At 71.9% G+C, this 17,522-nt stretch carries 13 protein-coding genes and 2 pseudogenes; 7 read left to right on the forward strand and 8 right to left on the reverse strand.

All coding sequences use genetic code 11. The features are described 5' to 3' along the window. Positions 1–58: 58 nt before the first annotated feature. Both ADK65_RS30440 and ADK65_RS39010 read right to left on the reverse strand, forming a co-directional pair. The gene (locus ADK65_RS30440; protein ID WP_234353006.1) at positions 59–745 is read right to left on the reverse strand and encodes a phosphotransferase family protein; all 687 of its coding nucleotides are present in this window, start codon (positions 743–745) and stop codon (positions 59–61) included. A gap of 101 nt (positions 746–846) precedes the next feature. Continuing rightward, positions 847–1,035, reverse strand: a pseudogene (locus ADK65_RS39010) (IS110 family transposase); the annotation flags it as partial. A 72-nt stretch (positions 1,036–1,107) separates the two neighbouring features. Between ADK65_RS39010 and ADK65_RS30450 the strand changes: the two are divergent. The 3 genes from ADK65_RS30450 to ADK65_RS30460 all read left to right on the forward strand — a co-directional run bounded on the left by ADK65_RS30450 (position 1,108) and on the right by ADK65_RS30460 (position 6,114). Next, a complete protein-coding gene (locus ADK65_RS30450; RefSeq protein WP_053674208.1) occupies positions 1,108–1,734 on the forward strand; it encodes a YigZ family protein in 627 nt (208 codons plus the stop codon). Positions 1,735–1,957: 223 nt separating this feature from the next. Further along, positions 1,958–3,121, forward strand: a complete 1,164-nt coding sequence (locus ADK65_RS30455) for an exonuclease SbcCD subunit D (RefSeq protein WP_053674209.1) — start codon at positions 1,958–1,960, stop codon at positions 3,119–3,121. Next, the gene (locus ADK65_RS30460; RefSeq protein ID WP_053674210.1) at positions 3,118–6,114 is read left to right on the forward strand and encodes an AAA family ATPase; all 2,997 of its coding nucleotides are present in this window, start codon (positions 3,118–3,120) and stop codon (positions 6,112–6,114) included. The genes ADK65_RS30455 and ADK65_RS30460 overlap by 4 nt, the downstream gene beginning before the upstream one ends. 2 nt (positions 6,115–6,116) lie before the next feature. Here ADK65_RS30460 and ADK65_RS39490 read toward each other — a convergent pair. Continuing rightward, positions 6,117–6,212: pseudogene (locus ADK65_RS39490) on the reverse strand (Lrp/AsnC family transcriptional regulator); the annotation flags it as partial. 395 nt (positions 6,213–6,607) lie between these two features. Here ADK65_RS39490 and ADK65_RS30465 point away from each other — a divergent pair. From ADK65_RS30465 to ADK65_RS30470, 3 genes are all read left to right on the forward strand, one after another. Beyond that, positions 6,608–8,446: an RICIN domain-containing protein gene (locus ADK65_RS30465; protein WP_053674211.1), complete on the forward strand. Its 1,839-nt coding sequence runs from the start codon at positions 6,608–6,610 to the stop codon at positions 8,444–8,446. Positions 8,447–8,545: 99 nt separating this feature from the next. Further along, positions 8,546–8,887 (forward strand): hypothetical protein, encoded by a 342-nt coding sequence (locus ADK65_RS38705; protein WP_159038843.1) that lies wholly within the window; start codon positions 8,546–8,548, stop codon positions 8,885–8,887. Between the two features lie 90 nt (positions 8,888–8,977). Next, positions 8,978–9,496: an immunity 21 family protein gene (locus ADK65_RS30470; protein ID WP_053674212.1), complete on the forward strand. Its 519-nt coding sequence runs from the start codon at positions 8,978–8,980 to the stop codon at positions 9,494–9,496. A 19-nt stretch (positions 9,497–9,515) separates the two neighbouring features. Here ADK65_RS30470 and ADK65_RS30475 read toward each other — a convergent pair whose 3' ends face one another. Both ADK65_RS30475 and ADK65_RS30480 read right to left on the reverse strand, forming a co-directional pair. Then, on the reverse strand, positions 9,516–11,207 hold the full coding sequence (locus tag ADK65_RS30475; protein WP_053674213.1) for a DUF885 domain-containing protein: 1,692 nt from the start codon (positions 11,205–11,207) through the stop codon (positions 9,516–9,518). Positions 11,208–11,238: 31 nt separating this feature from the next. Then, positions 11,239–11,730 carry an Lrp/AsnC family transcriptional regulator gene (locus ADK65_RS30480; protein ID WP_053674214.1) on the reverse strand — a complete coding sequence of 164 codons (492 nt, stop codon included), beginning with the start codon at positions 11,728–11,730 and terminating at the stop codon, positions 11,239–11,241. A gap of 67 nt (positions 11,731–11,797) precedes the next feature. On the opposite strand from ADK65_RS30480, the gene ADK65_RS30485 reads away from it, so the two are divergent. Next, on the forward strand, positions 11,798–13,018 hold the full coding sequence (locus ADK65_RS30485; RefSeq protein WP_053674352.1) for a trans-sulfuration enzyme family protein: 1,221 nt from the start codon (positions 11,798–11,800) through the stop codon (positions 13,016–13,018). A gap of 9 nt (positions 13,019–13,027) precedes the next feature. On the opposite strand, the gene ADK65_RS30490 is transcribed toward ADK65_RS30485, so the two are convergent. The 3 genes from ADK65_RS30490 to ADK65_RS30500 all read right to left on the reverse strand — a co-directional run bounded on the left by ADK65_RS30490 (position 13,028) and on the right by ADK65_RS30500 (position 17,522). Beyond that, positions 13,028–14,263, reverse strand: coding sequence for a GNAT family N-acetyltransferase (locus ADK65_RS30490; protein ID WP_234353015.1), 1,236 nt, complete (start codon positions 14,261–14,263; stop codon positions 13,028–13,030). A 130-nt stretch (positions 14,264–14,393) separates the two neighbouring features. Further along, complete coding sequence (locus ADK65_RS30495; protein ID WP_053674216.1) at positions 14,394–15,956, reverse strand: alkaline phosphatase D family protein; 1,563 nt, start codon at positions 15,954–15,956, stop codon at positions 14,394–14,396. Between the two features lie 126 nt (positions 15,957–16,082). Further along, entirely contained in the window at positions 16,083–17,522 is a 1,440-nt protein-coding gene (locus tag ADK65_RS30500; protein ID WP_053674217.1) for a PLP-dependent aminotransferase family protein, read from the reverse strand.

The following is a 17,522-nucleotide window of genomic DNA, read 5'->3' on the forward strand; positions in this document are numbered from 1 at the left end:
GAAGTCAAGCCGGCCGCGGCGATGTGCGTGTCCCGATCGCTCACGGGCGGCTGCCGGACTATTCACTCCAGCCTGCTGTCGTTGCGGTGCGTTCCTGCCACTGCCTCACGCCTGGACCGTTCGCCTCCCAGCGGTCGCAGAACTGACGCAGTTGTTCGCATCTGGCCAGCATGGCGGCCCTGCGGTCCGCCCACGTGGGCACCTGCCCGCCGTAGGCTCGGAAGAAGTGGTCGAGGGCGTGGACGCATCCGGGGTGATGCATCCGCACGACCCACTCGCACCAGGCAAGGTCTTCGACGGGAGCTCCGAGGTGGGCGAACTCCCAATCGACTACGGCGGTGACTTCGAGAGTGTCGGGATTGAGCAGCACATTGTTGGGCCCGAAGTCCCCGTGCACCAGGACCTCGCCGGCCTCGCGCCTGCCCGCGGTCAGCACGGCGGGCGCGACCGTGTGGATGCGACGCAGCAGTTCTCCGCAGCTCGCCAGCACCGCCGCAGGCTGAGCTTCCAGGAGTTCCTGGCCAGGGGCGCCTGCCACGAAGCCGAGCGTCAGGGTGGCTGTGGTCGCTGCGTGCACCGGCGGCACTGGCAACTGGTCCTGGAGCCGGGTCAGCAGAGTGTGCTCGCGACGCAGTCTGAGGTCGGCGTCGGGTCCTTCATAGGTCTTTTTCACAACGGCACCGTCGCCAAGGGTGCTGTTGGTGTAGCCGTGCTTCAAGGGACGCATCCGCAGATCATCGATCATCTGCGGTGCTCCGGTCACTCCCGGCTGCTGCCTACCCGGTCGCGGACGAGAGCAGGGGTGCGAAGGCCCGGTCTTCGTCGAAGGGCTGCCGACTCTGGAGGCCGGTCGTCGCCGATCTCGGCGAGGACGCGGGCTGCGAGCAGGGGGCCAAGCCAGGGGAAGCTGAGCAGGATCTTGCTGTCGGCGTGCTGGTGGAAGGCGGCTTCGGCGGCTGCGGCGAGATCATCCGCGGCTTGGCAGGTCGCGTCCAGCTGTTTGAGCAGGGCCCGGAGCTGGTGGCCGAAGGCGTTCCGCTGTTCGTCGCAAGCCGCCCGCTGGCCCCTTGCGGGGGCCGGACCAAGCCGCTGGATTAGGCTGGCCGGATGCAGGACCAATACCGCACGGTGGCCGGTTCCGGCGTGCACGAGACCGAGGTCAGCCGCTCCCGCTTCCTGTGCGCGCTCGCCCCGGCGGCCACCGAGCAGGAGGCGCAGGACTTCATCGCCGCGGTCCGCAAGGAGCACGCCGACGCCAACCACAACTGCTGGGCCTACGTCATCGGGGCCGACGCCTCCGTCCAGAAGGCGAGCGACGACGGCGAACCCGGCGGCACCGCCGGCGTCCCCATGCTCCAGATGCTGCTGCGCCGCGACATGCGGTACGTCGTCGCCGTGGTCACCCGCTACTTCGGCGGGGTCAAACTCGGAGCGGGCGGGCTCATCCGGGCCTACGGCGGAGCGGTCGGCGAAGCCCTGGACGCCCTCGGCACCCGCACCCGACGCAGGTACCGGCTGGCCACGGTCACCGTCGACCACCAGCGGGCCGGCAAGCTGGAGAACGACCTGCGCAGCACCGGCCGCGACGTCCGTGACGTGCGCTACGGCGAGGCGGTCACGATCGAGATCGCCCTCCCCGACTCCGACGTGGACGCCTTCCGCTCCTGGCTCGCCGACGTCACCGCCGGTTCGGCCGGCTTCGAGACGGGCGGGGAGGCGTACGGGGACGTGTGAGGCATCCCGGTGGCCAGGGGACGGCGCCGCCCCGGAATGACCTGCTTCACAGCCCAGTTACGGACATAACCCCTGAATTACCACCGGACGGGCGTGGCGCTCCGGGGTTCGTGATGGACCAGATGCCCACAGGCGTTAGCGTGGTGAGCTGACAGCGAGCCGGACCGGCTCGCGTCGCCGACGAACGAACCGTAGGGGGAGACATGCAGGTCGGAGCGGCGTCTTGAGGCTGCTGCACACCTCCGACTGGCATCTCGGCCGGGCCTTCCACCGGGTCAACATGCTCGACGCCCAGGCCGAGTTCATCGGCCACCTCGTCACGACCGTGCGGGAGCGTGCCGTGGACGCGGTGGTCGTGTCGGGGGACGTCTACGACCGGGCGGTGCCGCCGCTCGCCGCCGTCGAGCTGTTCGACGACGCCCTGCACCGCCTGGCCGGCCTCGGCGTGCCGACCGTGATGATCTCCGGGAACCACGACTCGGCCCGCCGGCTGGGCGTCGGGGCCGGGCTCATCGGGCAGGCCGGCATCCACCTCCGGACGGAGCCCGCAGCGGCCGGCACTCCGGTCATGCTGGCCGACGCCCACGGCGACGTCGCCTTCTACGGGCTGCCGTATCTCGAACCGGCCCTGGTCAAGGACCAGTTCGGCGTGGACAAGGCCGGGCACGAGGCCGTTCTCGCCGCCGCGATGGACCGGGTCCGAGCCGACCTCGCCGCCCGCCCGCCCGGCACCCGCTCCGTGGTCCTCGCGCACGCCTTCGTCACCGGTGGTGAACCCAGCGACAGCGAGCGGGACATCACCGTCGGTGGCGTCGCCGCGGTCCCGGCCGGGGTGTTCGACGGAGTCGACTACGTGGCGCTCGGGCATCTGCACGGCTGCCAGGCCCTCACCGACCGCGTCCGCTATTCGGGTTCACCTCTGCCCTATTCGTTCTCCGAGGCCGCCCACCGCAAGAGCATGTGGCTGGTCGACCTGGCCGCGGACGGCTCCGTCGACGCCGAGCGCATCGACTGCCCGGTGCCCCGCGCCCTCGCCCGCATCCGGGGCACCCTGGAGGACCTGCTCGACGACGCGGACCTGGCACGCCACGAAGACGCCTGGGTCGAGGCGACCCTCACCGACCCCGTCCGCCCCGCCGACCCGATGGCCCGGCTCACCGCACGCTTCCCGCACACCCTCAGCCTCGTCTTCGACCCCGACCGCGACGAGGACGAGTCCGAGGTGTCGTACGCCCGGCGCCTGGCCGGCCGCAGCGACCAGCAGATCGCCGAGGACTTCGTCGCCCACGTACGCGGCGCCGGACCCGACCCGCACGAACAGGGCGTGCTGCGCGAGGCGTTCGACGCGGTACGGGCGGACGAGACCGTGCGGGAGGTGGCCCGGTGAGGCTCCACCGGCTCACCGTCACCGCCTTCGGCCCTTTCGGCGGCACACAGACCGTCGACTTCGACGAACTGTCGGCGGCCGGGCTGTTCCTGCTACACGGACCCACCGGCGCGGGCAAGACCTCCGTCCTGGACGCCGTCTGCTACGCCCTCTACGGCTCGGTGCCGGGCGCCCGGCAGGGCGGCGGCCAGGGCACGGCCCTGCGCAGCGACCACGCGGCGCCCGCGACCCGCACCGAGGTCACCCTCGACCTCACCGTCGCCGGGCGCCGTCTGGAGGTCACCCGTCAGCCGCCCTGGGAGCGCCCCAAGAAACGCGGCACCGGCACCACCCTCGACAAGGCCCAGACCTGGCTGCGCGAGTACGACCCGACGGCCGGGACCTGGAAGGACCTCAGCCGCTCCCACCAGGAGGTCGGCGAGGAGATCACCCAGCTGCTCGGCATGAGCCGGGAGCAGTTCTGCCAGGTCGTGCTGCTGCCGCAGGGCGACTTCGCCCGGTTCCTGCGCGCCGACGCCGAGGCCCGCGGCAAACTGCTGGGCCGCCTGTTCGACACCCGCCGCTTCGCCGACGTCGAAAAGCGCCTCGCCGAGCGGCGCCGCAGCACCGAGACCCAGGTGCGGGAGGGGGACGCGGAGCTGCTGGCCGACGCCCACCGCATGCAGCAGGCCGCGGACGACGCCATGGAGCTGCCCGAACTCGCCCCCGGCGAACCGGGACTCGCCGAGGCGGTGCTGAGCGCCGCCGCCGTCGCCCGCAGCACCGCCCGCGAACAACTCACCGTCGCCGCGGGCACGCTCACCGCGGCCGAGTCCGCGCAGGCCGCCGCCGGCCGGACTCTGGACGAGGTGCGCGAACTGGCCCGGCTGCAGCGGCGGTTCGACGAGGCACGCGAACGAGCGGCGCGCCTGGAACAAGGAGCCGAGGCCTACCGGGAGGCCCAGGCCCTCATGGAACGGGGCCGCAAGGCCGAAGCCGTCGCGCCCGCCCTGGAACTACGGGAAGCCTCCGAAGCGGAACACCGCCGGGCAGCCGCCGCCGAGGCGCGTGCGCGTGCCCTGCTGCCGGAGACCTTCGCCGGCGAGGGCGCGGCCGGACTCGCAGCCGCCGCACGCCGGGCCGCCGAGGAACTGGGCGGGCTCGACTCGGCCCGCCGTGCCGAGCGGCGACTGGCCGAACTCCTCGACGAGCGCGCCGGCCTGGACCGCCAGGAACGCGCCGACGCCGACCTCCTCCAGGAGGCCGAGGCCTGGCTCGACGGCTGGGAGGAGCGGCGCACGGCACTCCAGACTCGCGTGGAATCCGCGCAGCAGGCCGCAGCTCTCGCCGAACAGCTCGGCGCACGGCGCGAGCCCGCGCAGCAGCGGCTGCGGGCGGCCCGCACGCGTGACCGGCTCGCGCAGGACACGGACCGGGCGGTCGACCGGGTCCGCACCGCGCAGGACGAGACGCTGCGGGCCAAGCAGCACTGGCTCGACCTCAAGGAGCAGCGCCTGAACGGCATCGCCGCCGAACTGGCCGCGAACCTCACCGACGGTGAGCCCTGCGCCGTCTGCGGCGCCACCGAACACCCGGCCCCCGCCCGCAAGGTCGCCGGGCACGTGGACCGCGAGGCGGAGGAGCACGCCCTCACCGCCTACCAGCGCGCCGACGAACAGCGCGCCGAGGACGAAAGGCGCCTCGGCACCGTACGGGAGGCACTCGCCGCCGCCACCGCCGAGGCCGGCGACACGCCGACCGCGCAACTCGACGACGAACTCGTGGACCTGGAAGAGCGGTACGCGCGGGCCCGCAGTGCCGCCGCCGAGCTGCACGCCGCGCAGGAGCGGCTGCGGCAGGCCGGGCAGGAGCACGAACGACGCTCCGCCGCCCGGCAGGAGACCGCCGTGCGCACCGCATCCCGGGTCGGTCACCGCGAGCGCCTGGACCGCGAACGGGCCGCGCTGCAGGAGGAGCTGGACCGGGCACGCGGCTCCCTGGACAGTGTCGCCGCGCGGGCCGCGCAACTGGAGCGGCGGGCTGCGCTGCTCACGGACGCCGCCGAAGCCGCACGCGTGGCCGAGGACACCGCCCAGCGGCTGAAGGACGCCGATGCCCGCCTCGCCGACGCCGCCTTCCGCGCCGGCTTCGACACCCCGCAGGCCGCGGCGGACGCCCTCCTCGACCGCGTCGCCCACCGCGAGCTGCAACGCCGCCTGGACGACTGGCAACACGAGGAGGCCGCCGTGCGGGCCGTTCTCGCAGAGGCCGACACCGCCGCCGCGGCCCGCGAGCCGCGGGCCGACCCGGACGCGGCGCAGCAGGCCGCCGACGAAGCGGACCGGCGGCTGCGCCACGCCGCCTCCGCCCACGACGCCGCCGAGCGGCGCTGCGCCGACCTCGACCGCCTCTCCGCCCGGGCGGCCGCCTCGGTCCGCCGGCTGGCGCCGCTGCGCGAGGAGTACGACCGCGTCGCCCGGATGGCCGGCCTCGCCGCCGGCACCTCGGCGGACAACGAACGCCGGATGCGCCTGGAGTCGTACGTCCTGGCGGCCCGGCTGGAGCAGGTCGCCGCCGCCGCGACCGTACGGCTGCGCCGTATGTCGTCCGGCCGCTACACCCTCGTCCACTCCGACGACCGCACCGGACGCGGCCGCAGCGGGCTCGGACTGCACGTGGTCGACGCCTGGACCGGCCGCGAACGCGACACGGCGACGCTGTCGGGCGGTGAGACGTTCTTCGCCTCGCTCGCCCTGGCCCTCGGCCTCGCGGACGTCGTCACGGACGAGGCGGGCGGGGTGCGCCTGGACACGCTGTTCATCGACGAGGGCTTCGGCAGCCTCGACGACCAGACCCTGGACGAGGTCCTGGACGTGCTCGACTCCCTGCGGGAACGCGACCGCAGCGTCGGCATCGTCAGCCATGTCGCCGACCTGCGACGGCGGATCCACGCCCAGCTGGAGGTGGTGAAGGGCCGGTCCGGGTCGACCCTGCGGCAGCGCGGCACCGGCTGAGGTCAGCGGCCCAGGGGGCGCCGGGGGAGAGGCGAGGAGTACACCACGCTCGTGGTCACCGAGCCCAGCGCCCCGATCTTCCCCGACACGGGTCGCAGTGCCGCAGTGTCACGGGAAAACAGACGGCAATGAGGCCCCAATGGTGCGGAACACAAACTTCAAGCATTCAACGACGCGGCTGCCCGAACGCCGTTGATTCCTTGGGCTTGTCAGGCTTCCACGTTTGATTCGCGGCGCTCACATGCGTATGCGACTCTGGAGGAGAAGCGAGATCCCTCTCATCTTCATCCAGACATGCAGCCGACACTGGGGTGTTGGCGGCCCTTCCGGAATGCAGCTCCCGGAAATCTTCTCTTTCACTGCCGCCCTCCCCCTTCTGATCAAGGGCCGGCCATGGGGGCGGAAAGAATTTCTGGTTTGCACGACTTTCTCGTCGGCACGACCGGCCTCGACTGCTTGTGCACCTACCGTAGTTACAGGGCTGGAGGCCCACATGACCAGTCGTGACGACATCTACGTGGCGGAGAATCCGTCCGTACCGCGGGAACCCGCACAGCCAACGCCGGGCCGTACCATTCATCGGTACGGGAGGCTGAACATCGTCGGCGAAGCCGACCACGAGGTTACGAACGGCGAAGTGCCATCGGCATCAGCCCTCGGGGAGGCGGAGACCGACCTGGCAGAAGTCGAGCAGCTCGGGCTGGCGGCACTGCAACTTCGCGAGTCGGACGACTTCCGCACAGCCAAGAGTGCCCGTCCTCGGGCGGGTGAGCGGTGGGACATGGCCGGCTGTGCCAGCGTGGTTCCGACGCCCACGGTGGCCACCCATCCGGGCGCGGCGTCCTTCGCCCCGCCGACGAGCGCCTACCTCGAAGGCAGCGTCGCAGTAGGCATCGTCATCGTTGAGGGTCCCACCGCCGCTCTGCAGTTCTCCGAAGAGGAGCGTACGAAGGTCGTCGCGGAGGTCCAGAACGGGCTCGGGTGGCTCGCGAGCGTGAATCCCTCCGCAGGCGTCAGCTTCGCCTACGACATCCAGCACGTCGCGCTGAACACTCAAGCGAACCCGAACGCTGCCGACCTGGAAGCGCACTGGCGAGACCCGGCCATGGCTGCCCTGGGGTACAGCGCCGACTGGAACGGAGTGCTGAACTACGTCGAAGCCATACGCGGCCGTTTGGGCACCCGGTGGACGTACTGCGGCTTCTTCACCAAATACCCCGTCGGCCACTTCGCCTACGCGAGCATCGGTGGACCCCGCATCGTGATGGACTACAACAACGACGGATGGGGACCGGATAACATCGACCGGGTCTTCGCCCATGAGACCGGGCACATCTTCGGTTGCCCCGACGAGTACGCGAGCAGCGGGTGCGACTGCGGCGGCAGGTGGGGGCGGTTCGGCGTCAACAATGGAAACTGCGCGAGTTGTGCGTCTGGCGGTGGCACTTCTTGCCTCATGAAACAGAACGACTTCAGCTACTGCGAGTACACGGCGAGTCACCTCGGCTGGTCCGTGGTGACGCCGCTCTTCGCAAAACACAGCGGCAAGGTGCTGGACGTTTCGGGTATTTCACCGGACAACGGTGCCCCCGTCATCCAATGGGACTGGTGGGGCGGCGACAACCAGCGCTGGCGACTCGAGGCCCTGGGCGACGGCTACGTTCGGGCAGTGGCACAGCACAGTGGCAAGGTGCTGGACGTGTCGGGCATTTCACCGGACAACGGTGCTCCCCTTATCCAGTGGGACTGGTGGGGCGGCGACAACCAGCGCTGGCGTTTCGAATCGGTCGCCGATGGCGTCCATCAGTTGACGGCCAAGCACAGTGGCAGGGTGCTGGACGTGTCGGGCATCTCACCGGACAATGGCGCCCCCGTCATCCAGTGGGACTGGCACGGAGGTGACAACCAGCGCTGGGAGTACCAGTTCCAGCCGCTCTTCGCCAAGCACAGCGGCAAGGCGCTGGACGTCTCGGGCGGATCGCCGGACAACGGCGCCCCGCTCATCCAGTGGAGTTGGTGGAGTGGGGACAACCAGCACTGGAGGCTGGAACCGGTTGGTGATGGCTGTGTACGCATCATCGCCAAGCACAGCGGCAAGGTCCTCGACATCGAGCAGGCGTCCACGGAGAACGGCGCCCGCCTCATCCAGTGGGAATGGTGGGGTGGCGACAACCAGCGTTTCCGCCTGGAACCCGTCGAGAACGGCTACTTCAAGCTGACGGCCAAACACAGTAACAAGGTGCTGGACGTCTCCGGAATTTCTGCCGACGACGGAGCGCCGATCATCCAGTGGGACTGGTGGGGCGGTGACAATCAACGCTGGCGCTACTGACTACCCCCAGCGCCTTCTCATCCTTGCTCGCCGGGTCCGACAGGCCCGGCGAGCGATCGTCTCCGACCCCGGGAAAGCCCATTAATGGAGCGGTGTGCTATGGACAGCGAGAACCGTGAGGCACTCGTGATGGTAGAAGCCGGCGACTACGAAACTGCGCTCATCGCATTGCGTGCGCTTGCCAGGGTCACCCAGGTGATGCCGCCGAGGCTGGCGCTGGTGGTTGCAGATCCGGGATCGCGCACGGAGGCTTCCGCCCTGCCCGGCACAGCCTGGTACGAGGATGACCTACCTCCCGATGTCTATTCCGGCCTCTCGCCGCAGGAACGGTTGTTCGTCGATGCCTGGAGAGCGCGCCGAATTCCGAAAGAGCGACCGGGCGACCAGCTGCCTTGGGATGCCCCCGGCCACCTTCCTCCCGACCAGCCTCCTGCCGAGTAGGACAAGGAGATGCTCGGCGGCTTCGAGGACGACTGCGGCTGCTGAACCCGTGATCCTCTGCCGCGCGGCAGCCCTGTAGGTTCTGACGCCATGGTGCGATACGCGGAGCCGGGCGCTGTGGAGTGGGTGGAGTCGGGCGGGGGGCCGCTGATAGCGGTACCGGAGACCGTCCTGCCGTTCTGGGCGGGGGCCGACGGCGAGGAGACGGCCTCGGACTACGACCGGGCCTGCGAGGTGGACGGCCACGTCGGCCTCCTCCCGGTCGGCGACTGCACCGCCCTGGTCCTGGGCGACGAGCCCGCCGCGACCGCCTATCTGCCCGGCCACGGCGTGTTCGTCCGCTGGTGCGCCGGCGACTGTGAGGACGAACTGCTGGCGAGCGTGCCGTCGGCGACCGCCACGGCGGAGTGGGGACCGGAGACGACCTGGAAGGTGCCCGGGCCCGTCCGCCTCTTCGACGCGGCCTGGCCCGGGACGGGCCTCGCGGACGCCGACCAGGTCCGGGTGGTCCTGGAACCCGGCAGATACGCGGTCCGGGCGGCGAGGGTCCAGCCGGGGCCGGAGACCTGGCTGGACCTGATCGAGCTACGCCTTCTGGCGCCGCGATAGCGACTCCGGGCAGACGCGCCTACAACTGCGACAGTTCGTCCACCAGGTCGTCCAGACCGAGCGATCCCTGCGACAGCGCCGCCATGTGCCAGGCCTTCGGGTCGAAGGCGTCGCCGTGGCGCTTGCGGGCGTTCTCGCGGCCCAGCAGCCAGGCCCGTTCGCCGAGCTTGTAGCCGATGGCCTGGCCCGGCATGGACAGGTAGCGCGTCAGCTCGCTCTCCACGAAGTCGGCCGACCGGCTGCTGTGCGAGCCGAAGAACTCCTGTGCCAGCTCGGCCGTCCAGCGCTCGCCGGGGTGGAAGGGCGAGTCGTCCGGGATCGTCAGCTCCAGGTGCATGCCGATGTCGATGATGACGCGCACGGCCCGCATCATCTGCGCGTCCAGGTAGCCGAGCCGGCGCTCCGGGTCCGTCAGGAAGCCCAGTTCGTCCATCAGCCGCTCCGCGTACAGCGCCCATCCCTCGGCGTTGGCGCTGACCATGCCGACGCTCGCCTGGTAGCGCGAGAGGTTCTGCGCCACGTGCTTCCACTGGGCCAGCTGGAGGTGGTGGCCGGGCACGCCCTCGTGGTACCAGGTCGACACCAGGTCGTAGACCGGGAAGCGCGTCTCGCCCATGGTGGGCAGCCAGGTGCAGCCCGGGCGGGAGAAGTCGTCCGACGGCGGCGTGTAGTAGGGGGCGGCGGCGCTGCCCGGAGGGGCGATGCGCGACTCCACCCGGCGCACCCGCTCGGCCAGGTCGAAATGGGTGCCGTCGAGCGCGTCCATCGCCTCGTCCATGAGGCCCTGCAGCCAGTCGCGGACCTCGTCGACGCCCTCGATGTGCGTGCCCTGCGCGTCGAGGTGGGCCAGCGCCTCCCACGGCGTGCCGGCGCCCGGCAGGATCTTCTCGGCCTCGGTCTTCATCTCGCCGAGGAGGCGGTGGTACTCGGACCAGCCGTAGGCGTACGCCTCGTCCAGGTCGAGGTCCGTGCCGTTGAAGTAGCGCACCCAGCGCGCGTACCGCTCCCGGCCCACCACGTCCGGCGCGCCCTCGATCGCCGGCGCGTACACGTCCCGCATCCAGTCGCGCAGCCGCACGACCGCCTCGGTGGCCGACCGGGCGGCGGTGTCCAGCTCGGAGCGCAGGGCCTCGGGCCCGGCGGCCGCGTACTGCTCGAACCAGCCGTGTCCCTCGCCGTCCGCGTCGGCCCACTCGCCGAGCTGCCGCACGAACGTGGCCGTGGCGCGGGGCCCGGCGTACAGCTTGCGTTCCAGGCCGAGTGCCAGAGACTCCCGGTAGCCCTCCAGCGCGGCCGGGACCCCGCGCAGCCGCTCGGCGATAGCCGCCCAGTCCTGCTCCGTCTGGGCCGGCGTCACGGTGAACACCTGTCGCACCGCATGGGCGATGGAGCTCAGGTTGCTGACGGAGCGCAGACTCTCGTCGGCCTCGTGCACCGCGAGTTCGGCGCTCAGCCGCTCGCGCAGCAGCCGGGCGCACCGGCGCTCGATGTCACTGTCCGCGCCGGGCTGCCGCTCGGCCTCGTCCAGCCGGGCCAGTGTCCGGCGCGCCAGCTCGGCGAGTGCCTCCTGGCCCGCCGGTGAGGTGTCGGGCAGCCTGCTCGAACTCTCCTTGTCGCCGAGGAACGTACCGGTGATCGGGTCGAGGGCGACGAGTTCGTCGACGTAGGCGTCGGCGACTTCCCGGGGCAGCTGGCTCTTGATCTCAGACATGCGGCCATCCTCGTACGACGAACCGCCGACGTCACGCGGATTGAGCCGAGGGCGAAGGCGGCAGCAGCGGGCCGCACTCCCACTGCTGGAAGATCAGCCGGGTCTCCACCCGCGCCACCTCCCGCTGCGACGTGAACTCGTCCAGCACCAGACGCTGCAGATCCGCCATGTCGGCGACCGCGACATGGACCAGGTAGTCGTCGGGACCGGTCAGATGGAACACCGTCCGCGACTCCGGCAGGAGCCGGATCCGCTCCACGAACGGCCCCACCAGCTCCCGCCGGTGCGGCCTGACCTGCACCGACAGCAGGGCTTCCAGCCCGCGCCCGAGCTTGGCCGGATCCAGCTCCAGCCGGTGCCCGAGGATCACGCCCGAGCGGCGCAGCCGCGTCACCCGGTCGAGACAGGTCGACGGTGCCACCCCGACCTGCGCGGCGAGATCCCGGTAGGTCGCCCGGGCGTCGTTCTGCAACAGCCGCAACAGATGGAGATCCACCGGATCCAGTACGACAGATTCAGCCATCGGCCGAACGTAGCACGGGATCCGCACCCGGCAGCCCGGCCGATGTTCACCCTTGCGCACCATGGACATGGACACAACGAGCACGCGCGCCCACGACGACATACGCACCGCACCGCGAGCCCTCGCCACCGAGGCCGTGCACGCCGGGCGGGACGACCTCGCCCGGCAGGGCCTGCACGCCCCGCCGATCGACCTGTCCACCACCTACCCGTCGTACGACAGCCGTGGCGAGGCGGCCCGGATCGACGCCTTCGCCACCACCGGCGCCGAGCCCGACGGCCCGCCCGTCTACGGGCGGCTCGGCAACCCGACCGTGGCCCGCTTCGAGACGGCCCTGGCCCGCCTCGAGGGCACCGAAACCGCGGTCGCCTTCGCCAGCGGCATGGCCGCGCTCAGCGCCGTCCTGCTGGTCCGTGGCTCCATGGGTCTGCGGCACGTCGTCGCCGTACGCCCCCTCTACGGCTGCAGCGACCACCTGCTGACCGCAGGGCTGCTGGGCTCGGAGGTGACCTGGACCGACCCGGCCGGCGTCGCCGACGCCCTGCGCCCGGACACCGGACTGGTCCTGGTCGAGTCCCCGGCCAACCCCACGCTCGCCGAGGTCGACCTGCGGGCCGTCGCACACGCCTGCGGCTCGGTGCCGTTGCTGGTGGACAACACCTTCGCCACGCCAGTCCTCCAGCGCCCCGCCGAGCACGGCGCCCGGCTGGTCCTGCACAGCGCCACCAAGTACCTCGGCGGCCACGGCGACGTCCTCGCGGGTGTGGTCGCCTGCGACGAGGAGTTCGCCGGCCGGCTGCGCCAGGTGCGGTTCGCCACCGGCGGCGTCCTGCACCCGCTGGCCGGCTATCTGCTGCTGCGCGGCCTGTCCACCCTTCCCGTCCGGGTCCGGGCGGCGTCGGCCACGGCGGCGGAACTGGCCCGCCGCCTCGCAGCCGACCCGCGGATCGCCCGGGTCCACTACCCGCGCATCGGCGGCGCGATGGTCGCCTTCGAGGTGCACTGCGACCCGCACGAGGTGATCGCCGCGGTCCGTCTGATCACCCCGGCGGTGAGCCTGGGCAGCGTGGACACCCTCCTCCAGCACCCGGCCTCCATCAGCCACCGCATCGTCAACGCGGACGACCGCAGGGGAGCGGGCGTGAGCGACCGGCTGCTGCGCATGTCGGTGGGCCTGGAGGACGTGGACGACCTGTGGTCGGATCTCGACGCAGCCCTCGGACAACGCCCCGAAAGGGGCGCGGGGAACTGCGCGAACCACCACAGCGCACCCGCACTCGCGAACTGACGCACGCCCCTAGGACGCGGAGGCGCTCCCCAGCCCCTCCGCACTCCTCACGACCGCCTCGCCCAGCCGCGCCGTGATGACCAGCGTCCCTTCCTCGACCTGATAGTCGAGAGGAAGCCCCAGCCCCCGCATGGCGGCGACCATCCCCGTGTTGGACGCCTGCGTCACGGCGTAGACGCTGGAGCACCTCGCCTCGACAGCCATGGCGACGAGCCGCGTCAGCAGCTCCGCCCCGACACCCCGCCGCTGCCACGCGTCCTCGACGAGGAGCGCGACCTCCGTCTCGTCCCCGTCCCACAGGAGGTGACCGAGCCCGACGATCCGCCCGGAAGCCGTCTGCACGGCGAGCGTGCGGCCGTAGCGCGGGCTGAGCAGGTGGTTGAGGTACCGGTCGGCGTCACGGACGGGCCCGTGATAGCGCAGCTTCAGCGTGCGCGGCGAGCAGCGATCGTGCATCGCCCGGGCCGCTTCGAGATCGCGTGTGTCGGCCCGCCGCACGGTGATGTCGCTGCCCTCGGCCAGCGTGAACACGTCCCGTCCGTGCGGCAGACGCGGTCCGAGCCGGGCGTCCAGCTCCACCAGAGCCCGCGCCCGGGCGAACTCGGTCGGGGTGAACGGCAGATACGGCCGTTCCACGATGATCATTCCGCCTTCCGGGGCGCGCAGCCGCATCACCGTGTCGTCGAGAGCCCCCTCGACGGCGAGGCCCTCCGGCGCCCGGCCGTCACCGGTCGGCGCGGGCAGGGACCGGATCGTGCACCGGCCCAGCAACTGGCGCAGCGCCAGCGGGAGTTCCGCCGAGTCCAGAGCGGTGCGGGCGGCCAGCCCGAGGACCCGGGTCGGCGCGTCGACCAGGTCGTGGGCGTCGGCCCGCTCGATCCAGGTGTCGGTGCCGCCGGCCGACTCGACGGCCGTGGTGATCGCGGACGCCGGCAGGCCGTCCGGGCCCCGTAGCAGGAACTCGTCGACCGTGCCATCGGCCAGCGGGTGCGTCTGCAGGCTGAGGATGTCGACGCGCTGCGCGGCCAGGGCGCCGCACAGCGCCGCCAGCGACCCCGGTTCCTCCTGAACCGTGGTCCGCATCCGCCACAGGGTGTTCGCCCCCGGCACCTGCTCCGGTGCCGGGGACCCGGTATCACTCGTGGGCGGCGCGTGTTCCTGGCGTCGTGTTCGCCAGGCGTGGAACGCCGCCGCGACCTTCCGCCACGAGGTGGCGGGGTGGCGGTCGGCTTCGGCGTGCGTCATCCGGGTCACTTCTCGCGTCATGCACCCACTGTGACCGAACGGTGTTGCGTGATCGCGAACGCATTGTGACCGATGGGTAAAGGGCCCATCTTGCCCTCTTTATCGACGCTTCAAACGTTGAGTTCCGTACCTACTGGCCGACCCGGCCCGGCTGGAGCGCCTGCGTGAAGAGCACGGTGCCGTCCTGCTCCCGCAGACGCACCGTCAGCTCGCCGCTGTGGCCGTCGATGTCGACCTCGCCGAAGAACTGGTAGCCACCGGCGGGGGAGACGTTGGCGGTGGCCGGCGCCTTCACGAAGACGCGGTCCGGGCCGAAGGTGCCGTCCAGCGCGTTCGCCGGGAAGGCGCCCGCGTTGAGCGGACCCGAGACGAACTCCCAGAACGGCTCGAAGTCCGTGAAGGCGGCCTTCGACGGCTGGTAGTGCTGCGCCGAGGTGTGGTGCACATCGGCCGTCAGCCACACCGTGCCCGTGATCCGCCGGTGCTTGACGAATCGCAGCAGTTCGGCGATCTGCAGCTCACGCCCCAGGGGCTTGCCGGGATCGCCTTGCGCGACGGCCTCGATGTTCTGGCCGTCCGGGACGACCAGACCGATCGGCATGTCGGAGGCGATCACCTTCCACACCGCCCGCGAGCGGGACAGCTCGCGCTTGAGCCACTCCAACTGCTCCCGGCCGAGGATGCCCTGCGGGTCGGTGGTCTGGTCGCCGGGCGAGTTCGCGTTGCGGTAGGTGCGCATGTCCAGGACGAACACGTCCAGCAGCGGGCCGTGGCGCTGCACACGGTAGACCCGGCCGTCGGGACGGCGCAGCGTGGAGATCGGGAAGTACTCGGAGAAGGCCTGGCGGGCCCGGGCCGCGAGCACGTCGACGCGTTTCTCGGTGTACCGGGCGTCGGTGAGGATCTCGCCCGGGTACCAGTTGTTGACGACCTCGTGGTCGTCCCACTGGACGATGGACGGGACCCGGGCGTTGAAGGCGCGCAGGTTCTCGTCCAGCAGGTTGTAGCGGAAGTTGCCGCGGAACTCCGCAAGCGTCTCGGCGACCTTCGCCTTCTCCTCGGTCGTGACGTTCCGCCAGGTCCGGCCGTCGGGCAGGGGCACGGTCCCGGTGATCGGGCCGTCGGCGTAGATGTTGTCGCCACTGCAGAGGAAGAAGTCCGGGTCGAGGGCGGCCATCGCGTTGTAGATCGTGTAGCCGCCCGACTCCGGGTTGATGCCCCAGCCCTGCCCGGCCAGGTCGCCGGACCAGACGAACCGCACGCCGTCGCGGCGCTTGGCGGACGCCGTGCGGAACGTGCCGGTGACCGGTTCGCCCGTGCGGCGCGGGTCGTCCGGGTCGGCCAGCAGCACGCGGTAGTGGATCTGCTCGCCGGACGGCAGCCCGCGCAGCCGGGTCGTGCCGGTGAAGTCGGTGCCCGGACCGAGCAGCGGGCCCTGCCACCGGTGCGGGTTGCGGAACGCCTCGGTCGCCGACGTCTCGACGATCATCCGGGCCGGCCGGTCGGAACGCACCCACACCAGCCCGGAGTCCTGGGTCACGTCGCCCGCCTGCACCCCCCACCCCGCGGCCGGGCGCCCGGAGCGTGCGAAGGCGGGCGCCGCGCCGAGAGCGGTGGGCAGGGTCAGGGCCGCCGACGCGGCGAGGGAGCCACGCAGGACGCTGCGGCGTGCGGGCGAGGGACGGTGCGACATGGATACGCCTCCGGGACGGGATCCGGCCAAGTGTGCAGAGCCACACCTACGGGCACATCGCGGCGCACACACGAACCTCAAGTGAACAACCGACCGCAGGGTGGGGGAACGCGCGAACCGGTCGCCTCACCCGTTCGCGGCCCGCGCCATCAGGCGGACGCCCTCGGCGATCCTCGCGGGCGGCACATGGGCGTAGCCCAGGACCAGCCGGACCTCCCCGGCCGCCTCGGGCCCGGCCGGACCGTGGGCGTAGGCCGAGAGCGGGCGCACCGCCACCCCCGCCTCCGCCGTGCGCGTGAGAAACCGCTCCTCGGGTCCGTACCGCTCAGGCAGAGTGGCGATCACGTGCAGGCCCGCGGCGATCCCGGACACCTCCGCTCCGGGGAAGCGGGCGTCCAGGGCCGCGACCAGCGCGTCACGCCGTTCGCGGTAGGCGCGCTGGCAGCGGCGCAGCTGACGGTCGTAGTCGCCGCGCTCCAGGAAGCGGGCGAACACGGCCTGGTCGAGGGCCGGGTGGCCGAGATCCATCGTGCGTTTGCGTTCGACGACCTCCTCCGTCCAGGACTCCGGCACCAACAGCCAGCCCAGCCGCAGGCCCGGCGCGAGGGACTTGCTGACCGAGCCCGTGTAGGCCACGTGGTCCGGGTCGAGGCCCTGGAGCGCACCGACGGGGGCACGGTCGTAGCGGAAGTCGCCGTCGTAGTCGTCCTCCAGGACGATGCCGTCCACGGACCGCGCCCAGTCCAGCAGTCCGGCGCGCCGCCGGGCCGAACAGGCGATGCCGGTGGGGAACTGGTGGGCCGGGGTCGTCACCACGGCACGTACGCCGGACGCCCGCAGCGCCTCCAGGCAGACACCCTCGTCGTCGAGCGGCAAGGGCACGGCGGCGACCCCGGCCGAGGCGTACAGCGCGTCGTGCTGGGGGCTGCCCGGGTCCTCCACTCCGACGGCGCGCATCCCGCGCGCGTGCAGTGCGGAGCCGAGCAGGGCCGTCGCCTGGGCCACGCCCGAGACGACCACGATCCGCTCGGGGTCCGCCGCCACGCCCCGCCGCCTGGCGAGCAGTTCGGCCAGCGCGGTACGCAGCCTCGGCAGCCCGCGCGGATCGGGGTAGCCCAGCTCCTGGTGCGGCAGGTCCGCGAGCACGGCGCGCTGCGCGGCGGCCCACGCCGCGCGCGGGAACAGCGCGAGGTCCGGCGTCCCGGGCACGAAGTCCGCCACGGCACCCGGCGAGCGCGGAGCGAGATCGTGGGCCGGTGGCCGCGCGGCCCGTACGGCCGCGCCCACCCACGTTCCGGCGCCCCGGCCGCTGCGCAGGTATCCCTCGGCGGTCAGCTGCTCGTACGTCTCCGTGACCAGCCCGCGGGACACCCCCAGGTCCGCCGCGAGGTCCCGGCTCGACGGCAGCCGGGTGCCCGGCGCGAGGCGGCCCGAGCGGACCGCCTCGCGCAGTGCCGCCTGCAGGGAACGACCACGTGTGCGGGCCGGTGCCGAAGCGGCGGGGAGCAGCAGCTCCCAGGCGGCGGACGCCGTACCGTCGCCCGGGTCGCTCCGCGTCGGCCTCAT

It is taken from the genome of Streptomyces sp. NRRL B-1140 (assembly GCF_001280065.1).
Lineage (GTDB): Bacteria > Actinomycetota > Actinomycetes > Streptomycetales > Streptomycetaceae > Streptomyces.